This window comes from Enterobacter sp. DNB-S2 (assembly GCF_019443845.1).
GTDB classification, from domain to species: domain Bacteria; phylum Pseudomonadota; class Gammaproteobacteria; order Enterobacterales; family Enterobacteriaceae; genus Enterobacter; species Enterobacter asburiae_B.
Genome location: NZ_CP050520.1, coordinates 2011035 through 2024285, shown reverse-complemented (window position 1 = coordinate 2024285; position 13251 = coordinate 2011035). Strand labels below are relative to the sequence as shown.

Annotated in this window: 14 protein-coding genes and 5 tRNA genes; 1 reads left to right on the top strand and 18 read right to left on the bottom strand. The window is 53.0% G+C overall.

Annotated features, from left to right (window positions below):
* The first annotated feature begins 95 nt into the window (after positions 1-95).
* Entirely contained in the window at positions 96-1034 is a 939-nt protein-coding gene (zitB, locus tag HB664_RS09575; protein ID WP_219940702.1) for a CDF family zinc transporter ZitB, read from the top strand.
* Here zitB and pnuC read toward each other — a convergent pair.
* From pnuC to cydA, 18 genes are all read right to left on the bottom strand, one after another.
* On the bottom strand, positions 1031-1750 hold the full coding sequence (gene pnuC / locus HB664_RS09570) for a nicotinamide riboside transporter PnuC (RefSeq protein ID WP_047061376.1): 720 nt from the start codon (positions 1748-1750) through the stop codon (positions 1031-1033). The genes zitB and pnuC overlap by 4 nt on opposite strands.
* 21 nt (positions 1751-1771) lie before the next feature.
* Complete coding sequence (gene nadA / locus HB664_RS09565; RefSeq protein ID WP_039261329.1) at positions 1772-2815, bottom strand: quinolinate synthase NadA; 1044 nt, start codon at positions 2813-2815, stop codon at positions 1772-1774.
* 222 nt (positions 2816-3037) lie between these two features.
* Positions 3038-3113, bottom strand: a tRNA-Lys gene (locus HB664_RS09560).
* A 31-nt stretch (positions 3114-3144) separates the two neighbouring features.
* Positions 3145-3220, bottom strand: a tRNA-Lys gene (locus tag HB664_RS09555).
* Positions 3221-3261: 41 nt separating this feature from the next.
* A tRNA-Lys gene (locus HB664_RS09550) sits at positions 3262-3337 on the bottom strand.
* 3 nt (positions 3338-3340) lie between these two features.
* A tRNA-Val gene (locus HB664_RS09545) sits at positions 3341-3416 on the bottom strand.
* Positions 3417-3539: 123 nt separating this feature from the next.
* Positions 3540-3615, bottom strand: a tRNA-Lys gene (locus HB664_RS09540).
* Between the two features lie 161 nt (positions 3616-3776).
* A complete protein-coding gene (cpoB, locus tag HB664_RS09535) occupies positions 3777-4571 on the bottom strand; it encodes a cell division protein CpoB (RefSeq protein WP_023310799.1) in 795 nt (264 codons plus the stop codon).
* 9 nt (positions 4572-4580) lie between these two features.
* On the bottom strand, positions 4581-5102 hold the full coding sequence (gene pal / locus HB664_RS09530; RefSeq protein ID WP_003858578.1) for a peptidoglycan-associated lipoprotein Pal: 522 nt from the start codon (positions 5100-5102) through the stop codon (positions 4581-4583).
* A gap of 35 nt (positions 5103-5137) precedes the next feature.
* Entirely contained in the window at positions 5138-6430 is a 1293-nt protein-coding gene (gene tolB / locus HB664_RS09525) for a Tol-Pal system beta propeller repeat protein TolB (RefSeq protein WP_008501103.1), read from the bottom strand.
* Between the two features lie 134 nt (positions 6431-6564).
* Positions 6565-7851, bottom strand: coding sequence for a cell envelope integrity protein TolA (gene tolA / locus HB664_RS09520; RefSeq protein ID WP_029740419.1), 1287 nt, complete (start codon positions 7849-7851; stop codon positions 6565-6567).
* A gap of 28 nt (positions 7852-7879) precedes the next feature.
* Positions 7880-8308: a colicin uptake protein TolR gene (gene tolR, locus HB664_RS09515; RefSeq protein WP_003858589.1), complete on the bottom strand. Its 429-nt coding sequence runs from the start codon at positions 8306-8308 to the stop codon at positions 7880-7882.
* Between the two features lie 3 nt (positions 8309-8311).
* Entirely contained in the window at positions 8312-9004 is a 693-nt protein-coding gene (gene tolQ, locus HB664_RS09510; protein WP_008501101.1) for a Tol-Pal system protein TolQ, read from the bottom strand.
* Positions 9001-9405 (bottom strand): tol-pal system-associated acyl-CoA thioesterase, encoded by a 405-nt coding sequence (gene ybgC, locus HB664_RS09505; protein ID WP_003858593.1) that lies wholly within the window; start codon positions 9403-9405, stop codon positions 9001-9003. Before ybgC ends, tolQ begins: the two co-directional genes overlap by 4 nt.
* Before the next feature lie 148 nt (positions 9406-9553).
* Positions 9554-9844, bottom strand: coding sequence for a cyd operon protein YbgE (gene ybgE, locus HB664_RS09500; RefSeq protein ID WP_014831116.1), 291 nt, complete (start codon positions 9842-9844; stop codon positions 9554-9556).
* The gene (cydX, locus tag HB664_RS09495; RefSeq protein WP_003858598.1) at positions 9844-9957 is read right to left on the bottom strand and encodes a cytochrome bd-I oxidase subunit CydX; all 114 of its coding nucleotides are present in this window, start codon (positions 9955-9957) and stop codon (positions 9844-9846) included. Before cydX ends, ybgE begins: the two co-directional genes overlap by 1 nt.
* 14 nt (positions 9958-9971) lie before the next feature.
* The gene (cydB, locus tag HB664_RS09490; RefSeq protein ID WP_047061368.1) at positions 9972-11111 is read right to left on the bottom strand and encodes a cytochrome d ubiquinol oxidase subunit II; all 1140 of its coding nucleotides are present in this window, start codon (positions 11109-11111) and stop codon (positions 9972-9974) included.
* 15 nt (positions 11112-11126) lie between these two features.
* Positions 11127-12695 (bottom strand): cytochrome ubiquinol oxidase subunit I, encoded by a 1569-nt coding sequence (gene cydA, locus HB664_RS09485; RefSeq protein ID WP_023310795.1) that lies wholly within the window; start codon positions 12693-12695, stop codon positions 11127-11129.
* Positions 12696-13251 lie beyond the last annotated feature (556 nt).

Below are 13251 nucleotides of genomic sequence, written 5' to 3'. Positions count from 1 at the left end.
CGGTTAGAAAAAGGAGAGCTCTGGCTCTCCTTTCTTTTTGGAGTAACCTATTAAAAACGCTACACTAAAAACAATAACACATCAGGAAAGCAGACATGGCGCACTCCCATTCCCACTCACCCTCTCCCGGCAACGACAACGCTAAACGACTGATGCTGGCCTTTGGCGTTACCGCAACGTTTATGATTATCGAGGTCATTGGCGGCCTCATTTCCGGCTCTCTGGCGCTACTGGCTGATGCCGGACATATGCTGACCGATGCCGCAGCGCTGCTCTTCGCCCTGCTGGCGGTGCAGTTTGCGCGTCGTCCTCCCAATGCGCGCCATACCTTCGGCTGGCTGAGGCTGACAACCCTCGCCGCGTTTGTTAACGCCATTGCGCTGGTGGTCATTACCGTTCTTATCGTCTGGGAGGCCGTCCAGCGATTCAGACACCCGCAGCCGATCGCCGGGGCGACAATGATGGTGATTGCCGTGGCGGGGCTGCTGGCGAATATCCTCGCCTTCTGGATTTTGCACCGCGGCAGCGGGGAAAAGAACCTCAACGTGCGCGCTGCGGCTCTGCATGTTCTGGGTGATTTGCTCGGCTCAGTCGGGGCGATTGTCGCCGCGCTGGTGATCCTCTACACCGGCTGGACGCCTGTCGATCCGATTCTGTCCGTGCTGGTGTCGTGTCTGGTCTTGCGCAGCGCCTGGCGGCTGCTGAAGGAGAGCGTGAATGAACTGCTTGAAGGGGCACCGACATCGATGGATATTGACCAGCTAAAGCGCAACCTGCGCCGTTCAGTCCCGGAAGTGCGCAACGTTCATCACGTTCACGTCTGGCTGGTGGGGGAAAAACCGGTCATGACGCTGCACGTCCAGGTGATCCCGCCTCACGACCACGATGCGCTGCTTGAACGCATCCAGCATTTTCTTGAACATCACTACGAAATTGGCCACGCCACCATCCAGATGGAGTATCAGCCCTGTAACGGGCCGGACTGCCACCTTAACGAGGCGCAGTCCGGACATTCACATCAGCATCACCACTAGCTGGAAAGCGCGTGAGAACCCCGCTCACGCGCGCTCTTAATCCACATCCGGCTGCCGTTCAGCGCGATGAAGGTCAGCAGCAGATATTCCAGCGACATCGCATAGACGCCCTGCAGGGCGAAGATTGCCACGCTGATCACGTTGATGATGACCCACAGCAGCCAGTTCTCAACGTATTTACGGGTCATCAGGATCATCGCCGCAATCGACAGCACCATCATGCAGGAATCCCAGAACGGGAAGGCATCCGGCTGGAGCTCGGGCATCGTCACGTTCAGGCCGAAACCGGACATGACCGAAACGGCAACGCGGGTCAGGAACGCAAACACCGGGTTGATATAGACGGTCATTAAACCAATGGCGACCACGCAGGCGACAAACCAGGCGATGGCTTTCGGCAATGGAAGCCAGCGGATCTGCAGTTCTGCCTCCTGCTGGCTGTTCTGACGCGACCACGCGTACCAGCCGTAAATATTGGCGGCGAAGAAGAACAGCTGCAAAAGCAGGCTGGCGTACAGCTGGATCTGGAAGAAGATAATCGCAAACAGCGTAACGTTAATCAGCCCGAACGCGTAGTTGCTAATCTTCTCCAGGCTTGCCAGCCAGATACAGAGTAATCCCGCCAGCGTGCCAACGGCCTCAATCCATGACAGGTCATAGCCACCTGCACCAATCGGTATATGAACCAGAATGTTCTGCGTGCTAAAAAAATCCATCTTTTCCCCGGTCGTTTTGAATTAAGTACGTAGTGTAGCCGCAAAATCCAGCATGCGGTTAAGCGGAATTAATGCACCTTCACGCAGGGCGGCATCCACATGGATTTCATGTGCTGCCCCGCCCGTCTCGAGCCCTTCGGCAATGGCCTTCAGGCCATTCATCGCCATCCACGGACAATGCGCACAGCTGCGACACGTTGCGCCCTCGCCCGCCGTTGGCGCTTCAAGGAGCTCTTTCTCCGGCACGGCCTGCTGCATCTTGTAGAAGATACCGCGATCGGTCGCCACGATGAGCTGCCTGTTAGGCAGCGTTCTGGCCGCGTTGATAAGCTGGCTGGTTGAGCCCACGGCGTCCGCCATGTCGACAATCGACTGCGGTGATTCAGGGTGAACAAGAATCGCGGCGTCAGGATAAAGTGCCTTCATGCGCGCCAGCGCCTGAGTTTTGAATTCGTCGTGCACAATGCAGGCACCCTGCCAGCAGAGAACGTCAGCCCCCGTCTGCTTCTGGACATAATTTCCAAGATGGCGGTCAGGCGCCCAGATGATTTTCTCGCCCAGGCTATCCAGATGTTCAATCAGCTCAACGGCGATGCTGGAGGTGACAACCCAGTCTGCCCGCGCTTTTACCGCCGCAGATGTGTTGGCGTAAACCACCACGGTCCGGTCAGGGTGGGCGTCACAGAAGGCCGTGAATTCGTCAATAGGGCAGCCGAGATCCAGTGAACACTCCGCATTAAGCGTCGGCATCAGAATGGTTTTTTCAGGGCTCAGGATCTTTGCCGTTTCGCCCATAAAACGCACGCCGGCAACCAGCAGCGTGGAAGCAGGATGTTTTGCACCGAAGCGTGCCATCTCCAGTGAATCTGAAATACAGCCCCCGGTCTCTTCCGCCAGCTGCTGAATTTCCGGGTCGGTGTAGTAATGGGCCACCATCACCGCATCTCGTTCTTTGAGAAGACGTTTGATCTTCTCACGGTAGAATTGCTTTTCGTCCTGGCTCAGCGGGACAGGCTTTGGCGGAAACGGATAGATTGCGGCTTCAGGATCAAACATCACACTCATTATGGCTTCTCGTTTTACGGGCTTAACAATATTGCCTTTCTTTTGCATGACATAGCAAAACGCATGGCAATTGTGTTTTGTATACTAAACAAGATAGCGAATATGAGAGGAAAAGTCACCGGAAATAGGTGCGGATAGCATTTGTCGGCTGGCGGCTTCGCCTTGCCCGACCTGCACAGACGGCAGATAGCAAAAAGGCGCCTTTAGGGCGCCTTTCTACACTGGTGGGTCGTGCAGGATTCGAACCTGCGACCAATTGATTAAAAGTCAACTGCTCTACCAACTGAGCTAACGACCCCTTGCGGGATGTACTTCAAATTTATTCAGGCTGGTGGGTCGTGCAGGATTCGAACCTGCGACCAATTGATTAAAAGTCAACTGCTCTACCAACTGAGCTAACGACCCTTTTGGGTGTTGCCTGAATTATCACTCGGAACCAATAAAATTGGTGGGTCGTGCAGGATTCGAACCTGCGACCAATTGATTAAAAGTCAACTGCTCTACCAACTGAGCTAACGACCCGAGTGGTGGGTGATGACGGGCTCGAACCGCCGACCCCCTCCGTGTAAAGGAGATGCTCTACCAACTGAGCTAATCACCCACTCTGTACTGCTGGTGTGCGTTAAGTGGTGGGTCGTGCAGGATGACTCGGCTTCGCCTCGCCCTATGGGCCGTTGCTGACGCAACGTTATCCTTCACGTTTTACTACTTCCACCTGACTTAGTGGTGGGTCGTGCAGGATTCGAACCTGCGACCAATTGATTAAAAGTCAACTGCTCTACCAACTGAGCTAACGACCCACTTTTACGCTGTTTTCACGTTGTTTGATATCCCGTGGCAACGGCGGCATATATTACTGATTTAAGAATTCAGCGCAACAAAAATTTCGATGAAGATCACTTAACTGCTTACGAATCATGCTGCACGACCAGAAATAACGCGATTTCTGGTCATGCGATAATCATCCCATCGAATTCAGACGTTTTTGCGCCTGCTTAGCACCTTCGGTACCCGGGAATTTAGAGACCACCTGCTGATAAACCGCTTTGGCTTTCGCAGTGTCGCCTTTGTCCTGCATGATGACGCCCACTTTATACATCGCATCAGGCGCTTTTGGCGATTTCGGGTAATTTTTCACCACTGAGGCAAAATAAAACGCCGCATCGTCCTTTTTACCCTTGTTGTAATTCAGCTGACCGAGCCAGTAATTCGCATTTGGCTGATAAGTGGAATCAGGGTATTTCTTAACAAAGTTCTGAAACGCAGCAAGCGCGTCATCCTGACGAGATTGATCCTGCACCAGGGCAATGGCCGCGTTGTAGTCCGTATTCGCGTCACCGCTCTGTACAGGCGCACCTGTTGAAGCAGAAGCATCCGCAGCCGGAGCTGATGTCGCCGCACCGGTCTGATCGCCCGCGGCTGGCTGTGCTTGTGCTGCTGCACCACCGCTGCTCAGACTATCCATCTGCAGCAAAATCTGCTTCTGACGTTCCACAACCTGGTTCAACTGATACTGGCTTTCCTGAATCTGGCCGCGGAGAGAGTCAATATCGTTTTGGTTATCAGAAAGTTGTTGCTGGAGTTGGGTTAAAAGCTGGCTGTGAGCGTTAGAAATACGCTCGAGTTGAGTGACCCGGTCTTCTACCGAGCCTGAGCCGACACTACTGATTGGTGCCTGAGCAAAAGCGGCCCAGGGGGCCGCTATTCCAACCAGTAACGACAGACTCAACAGATGATGTCTGAAGTTACTGCTCATGCAATTCTCTTAGTAAACCAGTACGGCACGACGGTTTTTGGAGTAAGCCGCTTCGTCGTGACCCAGTACTGCAGGTTTTTCTTTACCGTAAGAAACGATGGAGATCTGGTCAGCAGAAACGCCTTTACCCTGCAGGTACATTTTAACAGCGTTAGCACGACGTTCACCCAGGGAGATGTTGTACTCTGGAGTACCACGTTCGTCCGCGTGACCTTCTACGGTGACTTTGTAAGATGGGTTGCTACGCAGGAAGTTAGCGTGAGCGTCCAGCATCGCAGCGAAGTCAGAACGGATGTCGTATTTATCCAGATCGAAGTAAACGATGTTGTTCTGCTGCAGCTGCTGCATCTGAAGACGCGCTTGCTCTTCAGAAGACATGTTGCCATTGCCGTTCGCGTCCATACCGGTGCCGGCACCCATCATGCCTTCGCCGCTCTGGTCATTGCTGGCGTTCTTGTTAGAAGAACACGCTGCGATTGCCATTACAGGCAGAGCGATCATCAGCCCCTTCAGCACTTTGTTCAGTTGCATTTCTATGATTCCTTTAGTAATCAATTAATTATTATTTACAGATACGGCGACCAGGCAGGTGATTTTACCTGTCCATCAGTTGCCGGAATACGCGCTTTGAAACGCCCATCTGTAGAAACCAGATTCAGCACAGATCCCATCCCCTGAGAAGAGCTGTAGATTACCATCGTGCCGTTAGGTGCCAGACTTGGCGTTTCATCCAGGAACGTTGACGACAGAACTTGAACGCCACCCGCTACCAGATCCTGTTTGGCAATGTGCTGCTGCCCACCGTTGGAGCTCACCATTACCATAAATTTACCGTCGCTGCTCACGTCTGAGTTCTGGTTCTGCGAACCTTCCCAGGTAATACGCTGCGGAGCACCGCCGTTGATGTTGACTTTATAGATTTGTGGACGGCCAGCCTGGTCAGAAGTAAACGCCAGGTTTTGACTATCCGGGAACCATGAAGGTTCAGTGTTGTTGCTGCGACCGTCGGTCACCTGACGGATCTGGCCAGAGCCAATGTCCATCACGTACAGGTTCAGGCTACCGGTTTTTGACAGCGCAAACGCCAGTTTAGACCCGTCCGGAGAGAAGGAAGGTGCACCGTTGTGACGTGGGAAAGACGCCACCTGACGAACAGCACCGTTTGCCAGCGTCTGGATAACCAGCGCTGAACGGCCGCTTTCGAAGGTTACATAGGCCAGTTTAGAACCGTCAGGAGACCAGGCTGGAGACATCAGCGGCTGTGAAGAACGTTTCACCAGGAACTGGTTGTAGCCGTCGTAGTCAGATACGCGCAGCTCATACGGGAACTGACCACCGTTGGTCTGCACCACATAAGCAATACGGGTACGGAACGCCCCTTTAATGCCGGTCAGTTTTTCAAATACCGCATCGCTGGCAGCGTGTGCCGCGTAGCGCAGGTACTGCTTAGTGACCTTGTAAGAGTTCTGTGCCAGAACGGTACCCGGTGCACCGCCGGTATCCACCAGCTGCCAGGCCACGTTGTAAGAGCCGTCCGGGTTAGGCGTAACCTGACCCACAACCACGGCATCAATACCCAGTGCAGACCATGCTGCAGGCTGTACTTCCTGCGCGCTGCCCGGCTGCTGAGGCAGACGAGAACGATCTAACGGGTTGAATTTACCGCTGTTACGCAGGTCAGCCGCCACGATGCCACCGGCATCTTCAGGTGCAGCGCCAGGACCGGCCCACTGGAACGGAACAACACCGATTGGGCGTGCCGAGTCCACCCCCTGGGTGATCTCGATACGTACTTCTGCGTGCAGTACTGCTGCCCACAGCATTAAAAAACTAAATGCTACACGTAATGCCTGCTTCATCATATCTCCCTTATCCGGGTAACCTTACCCACGATAATTTAGCAGAATGTTAACAAACTCAAATAGACAAAACTACCAGAACCCTGTGACTAAACTTGGTCTATTTTTCCCCGTTTGCACGGGGAAAATGTAACTTAAGGTTTGAAGTCCAGCGGCGCATTTTTGAAGACTTCGTAAACTGCCTGAGACGGCGGTTTAGGCATCTTCGCCTGACGCGCTGCAGCCAGGGCCGCAGTACATAAAGCCGGGTCGCCACCTTCAGACTTGATATCCAGCAGCATGCCGTCCGGAGCCAGTTTTATACGCAACGTACACGTTTTACCGGTATAGGAAGACGCATCATAGAATCGGCTTTCAATAGCGGATTTAATCTGCGCGGCATAACCGTTGATTTCAGCCCCTGTCGCACCGTTACTCTTAGTGTTACCACTTCCCGTCGGCGCTGCGTTGTTTCCTTTCGCCCCACCGCCCGTTTTCGGTGCATTCTTACCGGAGCTTAAATCGCCCAGCAGATCGTCAACCCCTGCGGCAGCAGCGGCTTTTTCAGCAGCCGCGGCCTTTTTGGCCGCCGCTTTATCAGCAGCAGCTTTCTTATCGGCAGCGGCCTTCTCAGCTGCAGCTTTCTTATCGGCAGCGGCCTTCTCAGCTGCAGCTTTTTTATCGGCAGCGGCTTTTTCAGCGGCGGCAGCTTTTTCTGCAGCCGCTTTCTCAGCAGCAGCCGCTTTCTTCGCGGCCTCGGCAGCAGCTTTCTTCTCTGCTTCCTGAGCGGCTTTTTTCGCGGCTTCCGCTTCGGCTTTCTTCTGAGCATCAGCAGCGGCTTTCTTCGCGGCTTCCGCTTCAGCTTTCTTCTGAGCATCGGCAGCGGCTTTCTTCGCCGCTTCCGCTTCAGCTTTCTTCTGAGCATCAGCAGCGGCTTTCTTCGCCGCTTCTGCCGCTAATTTTGCCTGGGCATCAGCCTGTGCTTTCGCGTCCGCTGCGGCTTTTGCTGCCGCCTCTTCCGCCTGCTTTTGCTGTTCCTGTGCTTTCTTCGCGGCCTCTTCGGCTTGCTTCTGCTGTTCCGCCTGCTCTTTCGCAGCTTCCTGCGCCTGCAAACGCTCTTTCTCAAGCTGCTTCAGACGCTCCTGCTCTGCGGCCTGCTTTTCACGCAGTTCTTCCGCCTGCTGTTGCGACTGTTTTTCACGCTGCTCTTCAGCCCGTTTGGCACTCGCCTTCTGCTGCTGTTCGCGATTATAGTTCTGTACTACCGCACCGGGATCCACCATCACGGCGTCAATGGAAGACCCTCCACCGCCACCGGCTGATGCATCAATATGCTCGTCGAACGAACTCCAGATCAGCGCTGCAAAGAGAATCACGTGCAGCACTGCGGAGACGATTATCGCTCGCTTAAGCTTGTCGTTCTGTTCGGTTGCCTTTGACACTATCGGTTCCCAAAAACTACGCGGATGATCAAATAGGTTGGGTCATTAAGCCAACTGACTTAACACCCGCACTATGTAGCAAGTTCAGCGCTTTAATAATTTCATCGTAGGGTACGTCTTTCGCGCCACCGATTAAGAAGACCGTTTTCGGATTTGACTCCAGACGACGCTGCGCTTCAGCAATAACCTGCTCAGGCGGCAGCTGATCCATACGATCTTTCTCTACCACGACGCTGTATTGCCCTACGCCGGAAACCTCAATGATAACCGGAGGATCGTCATTGGTGCTCACCGCCTGTGATTCTGTCGCATCCGGCAGATCCACTTCCACGCTCTGAGTAATGATTGGCGCTGTCGCCATGAAGATCAGCAGCAGTACCAGCAGGACGTCCAGCAGTGGAACGATATTGATTTCGGACTTGAGCTCGCGACGACCTCGTCCACGCGATCTGGCCATGGTTTACCCCTTGTTGCTCTCGGTGCTGGTAAACGCCTGACGGTGCAGAATCGCAGTGAACTCTTCCATAAAGTTGTCGTAGTTCAGTTCCAGTTTGTTCACGCGCTGGTTCAGACGGTTGTAAGCCATAACCGCAGGAATTGCCGCAAACAGACCGATAGCGGTCGCAATCAGTGCTTCAGCGATACCCGGTGCAACCATCTGCAACGTCGCCTGCTTCACCGCGCCCAGCGCGATAAAGGCGTGCATGATCCCCCACACGGTACCAAACAGGCCGATATACGGGCTGATGGAACCGACAGTGCCGAGGAATGGAATATGCGTTTCGAGATTTTCCAGCTCACGGTTCATAGAGATACGCATCGCACGCGAGGCACCTTCTACAACCGCTTCCGGCGCATGATTGTTTGCACGATGCAGACGAGCAAACTCTTTGAAACCGCTATAAAAAATTTGCTCGGAGCCTGTAAGGTTTTCACGGCGTCCCTGGCTTTCCTGATACAGACGAGAAAGCTCAATACCCGACCAGAACTTATCTTCAAACGCTTCAGCTTCACGGCCAGCGGCATTGAGGATACGCGTTCTCTGGATGATGATGGCCCAGGATGCGATTGAAAAACCAATCAAAATCAACATGATAAGTTTAACCAGAAGGCTTGCCTTCAGGAACAAATCAAGGATATTCATGTCAGTCACTGCTTAAACTCCGCGACAATAGACTTAGGAAGCGCACGAGGCTTCATTATGGTTGGATCAACACAAACAATCAGCACTTCAGCTGAGTTCAGTACGGTATTCTCTGCGTTGACTATCCGCTGCGTGAAAACCAGTGAGGTCCCGCGCATTGATGTAATTTCAGTTTGGACTTCGAGCATATCGTCGAGTCTGGCAGGCGCAAAATACTCAAGCGTCATCTTGCGTACCACGAAGGCAACTCGCTCAGCCAACAGCACCTGTTGACTAAAGTGATGATGGCGCAGCATCTCTGTGCGTGCCCGTTCATAAAAAGCAACGTAGCTGGCGTGGTAAACCACACCGCCGGCATCGGTATCTTCGTAATAGACACGAACCGGCCATCGAAACAGCGTTGTATTCACTTTACATCCCGGTAATGCAACAAAAGTTAATGCTTTTAAACTTCGCTACTATACGCGCGGGAAAGAGGGTTGGGAATGGGAGAAAGTAAACGGAGAGTAAATTTTTATGGGCTCGGGTAAGCCCATAACGTTAACGGACATTTCTTATTCAGAAGAAGAAGAAAATCAAACCGGCGAGAAGCACCAGATCGGCAATCAGCGGGCAAAAAATTCCCTGCCAGTGAATGGCTTTCGGACGAAAGCCGACGCCGTGGATCACACCTGCACAGACCGCCCACATAATGAGAAAGCCGTGCCAGATTTCAAGCTCGCTGGTTTTCGCTGCAAAGCGCGAAGGGTCCCAGAAGATACAACCTGCCAGCAGTAATGCCATCACTAAAGAAAGCGCCCGTAACGGGCGCTTGTCCATTACCGCGTAAAGCGTCGCGATAATATTCATCAGTGTTTTTCTTCACCCGCTTTGGTCGCTTCGACGTGCTCAAGCGCCAGGGCAGTGATGACACCAAATGCACAGGCAAGAAGCGTCCCTAAAATCCATGCGAAATACCACATATTCAGCTCCTTACTTAGTACATAGAGTGGGTGTTGCTTTCGATATGTTCTTTAGTGATGCGACCGAACATTTTCCAGTAACACCAGGTGGTGTAGAGCAGGATAATCGGTACGAACACGCAAGCAACATACGTCATCAGGTTCAGCGTCAGCTGGCTGGACGTTGCGTCCCACATGGTCAGGCTAGCATTCAGCATGGTGCTGGATGGCATGACGAATGGGAACATCGCAATACCCGCCGTCAGGATGATGCACGCCAGGGTCAGCGAAGAGAACACGAACGCCAGCGCGCCTTTCTCCAGACGAGACGTCAACACGGTCAGCAGCGGCAGCAATACGCCCAGAGCCGGGATCGCCCACAGCGCAGGGGTGTTATTGAAGTTCACCAGCCATGCGCCAGCCTGACGCGCCACTTCTTTGGTCAGCGGATTAGACGGTGCCGAGTGGTTAATTGCAGAGGTCACCACATAACCATCAATGCCGTACACCACCCACACACCGGCCAGTGCGAAGCAGACCAGCGTTACCAGCGCAGCGACCTGAGCCGTCGCGCGAGAACGCAGGTGCAGTTCACCAACCGTACGCATCTGCAGATAGGTTGCGCCCTGAGTGATGATCATCGCCACGCTCACCACGCCGGCCAGCAGGCCAAACGGATTCAGCAGCTGGAAGAAGTTACCGGTGTAGTAAAGACGCATGTATTCGTCCAGGTGGAACGGTACGCCCTGCAGCAGGTTACCGAACGCCACGCCGATCACCAGCGGTGGAACGAAGCTACCGATGAAGATGCCCCAGTCCCACATGTTGCGCCAGCGGGTGTCTTCAATCTTGGAACGGTAGTCGAAACCAACCGGACGGAAGAATAAAGAGGCCAGCACCAGAATCATCGCCACGTAGAAGCCGGAGAACGCAGCCGCGTAGACCATCGGCCAGGCAGCGAACAGCGCGCCGCCAGCGGTGATCAGCCACACCTGGTTACCGTCCCAGTGAGGGGCGATGGAGTTGATCATGATTCGACGCTCGGTGTCATTACGACCGAGGAAACGGGTGAGCATCCCCACCCCCATGTCGAAACCATCCGTGACGGCAAAACCGATCAGCAGAACGCCAACCAGCAGCCACCAGATAAAACGCAATACTTCATAATCGATCATTTGATGACTCCTGTCTTAGCGTGCCGGCTGAGTAGTCGCAGTGGACTGCTCGTAGTGATAGCGACCGGTTTTCAGGCTGCTTGGGCCAAGGCGCGCGAACTTGAACATCAGGAACAGTTCAGCCACCAGGAACAGGGTGTACAGACCACAAATCAGCAGCATGGAGAAGATCAGGTCGCCCGCTGTCAGGGACGAGTTCGCTACCGCCGTTGGCAGTACCTCACCAATCGCCCATGGCTGACGGCCGTACTCCGCAACAAACCAGCCGGATTCAATCGCGATCCACGGCAGTGGAATACCGTACAGCGCGGTGCGCAGCAGCCATTTTTTCTCGCCGATGCGGTTACGAATCACGGACCAGAAGGACGCCGCAATGATCAGCAGCATGATGATGCCGCAGCCCACCATGATACGGAATGCGAAGTACAGTGGCGCAACGCGTGGAATCGAGTCTTTGGTTGCCATCTGGATCTGCGCTTCTGTCGCATCAGAAACGTTCGGGGTATAACGCTTCAGCAGCAAACCGTAACCCAGATCTTTCTTCACGTTGTTGAACTGGTCGCGAACGGCCTGGTCGGTAGAACCGGCACGCAGCTGTTCCAGCAGAGAGTAGGCTTTCATACCGTTACGGATACGCTCTTCGTGCTGAACCATCAGCTCTTTCAGACCGGTCACCTGCTTATCAACAGAACGGGTGGCGATGATACCCAGCGCATAAGGGATCTGAATGGCGAAGCGGTTTTCCTGCGCGTCCTGATCCGGAATACCGAACAGCGTAAAGGCAGCAGGCGCCGGTTGGGTTTCCCATTCGGCTTCGATGGCGGCCAGTTTGGTTTTCTGCACGTCACCCATTTCGTAACCGGATTCATCACCCAGAACGATAACAGAGAGGATTGCAGCCATACCGAAGCTTGCAGCGATAGCAAAGGAGCGCTTAGCAAAGGCGAAGTCACGACCGCGCAGCATGTAGTAAGAACTGATGCCCAGTACAAACATCGCGCCGCACACGTAGCCAGAGGCGACGGTGTGAACGAATTTAACCTGCGCAACCGGGTTCAGGACCAGCTCGGCAAAGCTGACCATCTCCATACGCATGGTTTCGAAGTTGAAATCAGACGCGATAGGGTTCTGCATCCAGCCGTTCGCCACCAGAATCCACAGCGCGGACAGGTTCGAACCTAATGCCACCAGCCAGGTCACCGCCATATGCTGGACTTTACCCAGACGGTCCCAGCCGAAGAAGAACAGACCTACAAAGGTGGATTCGAGGAAGAATGCCATCAGACCTTCAATGGCCAGCGGCGCACCGAAGATATCCCCTACATAGTGGGAATAGTAAGACCAGTTAGTCCCGAACTGGAACTCCATGGTCAAACCGGTTGCCACGCCCAGCGCGAAGTTGATACCAAACAACTTGCCCCAGAACTTGGTCATATCTTTATAAATCTGTTTGCCGGAGAGAACGTATACCGTTTCCATAATGGCCAGCAGGAACGCCATACCGAGCGTCAGTGGCACAAACAGGAAGTGGTACATCGCGGTCAAGGCAAACTGTAAGCGCGACAGTTCGACTATATCTAACATCATGACTCCTTGCTCATCGCATGAAGACTCCGAGAGTGAACCCCGTCAGAGAGAGATCCACACGCATGCCCCAATACAAATTATTCGCATCCTTGTCGTCGTTATTACCCTGAAGGAGGATAAAAACGATGACGTGAGGTTACAAATACGTTAATAAAAAACTCAAATTGATCCCGCAAATATAATACGCTGCAAAACCCTTACAATAAACAGGTTTTTATTGAATCACATTTACGTTTTTCGACGGCGATCAATTTATAGCAAAATTACCACTTTTCGGCCATTTTGATCGGGGACAATTTACCGCCTTTTGATGGGTTTTTCCAAGGATTAAACATTGATTTAAATCAAAAACAATCCGTTGTGTTAAATGTGTTTTGATGCGGTGAACATAGTAAAAACCATGTTAAAGATATGTATATAAAATACAATTAAGGTTATCAAGTCGATTGATGAATATAAACAGAAGTGATTTTTATTAACTCAGAAGCCCGAATGCCTAATTTATTCAGGACATAAATTTTAGTGCGTTTTTCGTTTTTTTCCATCCGCTCTC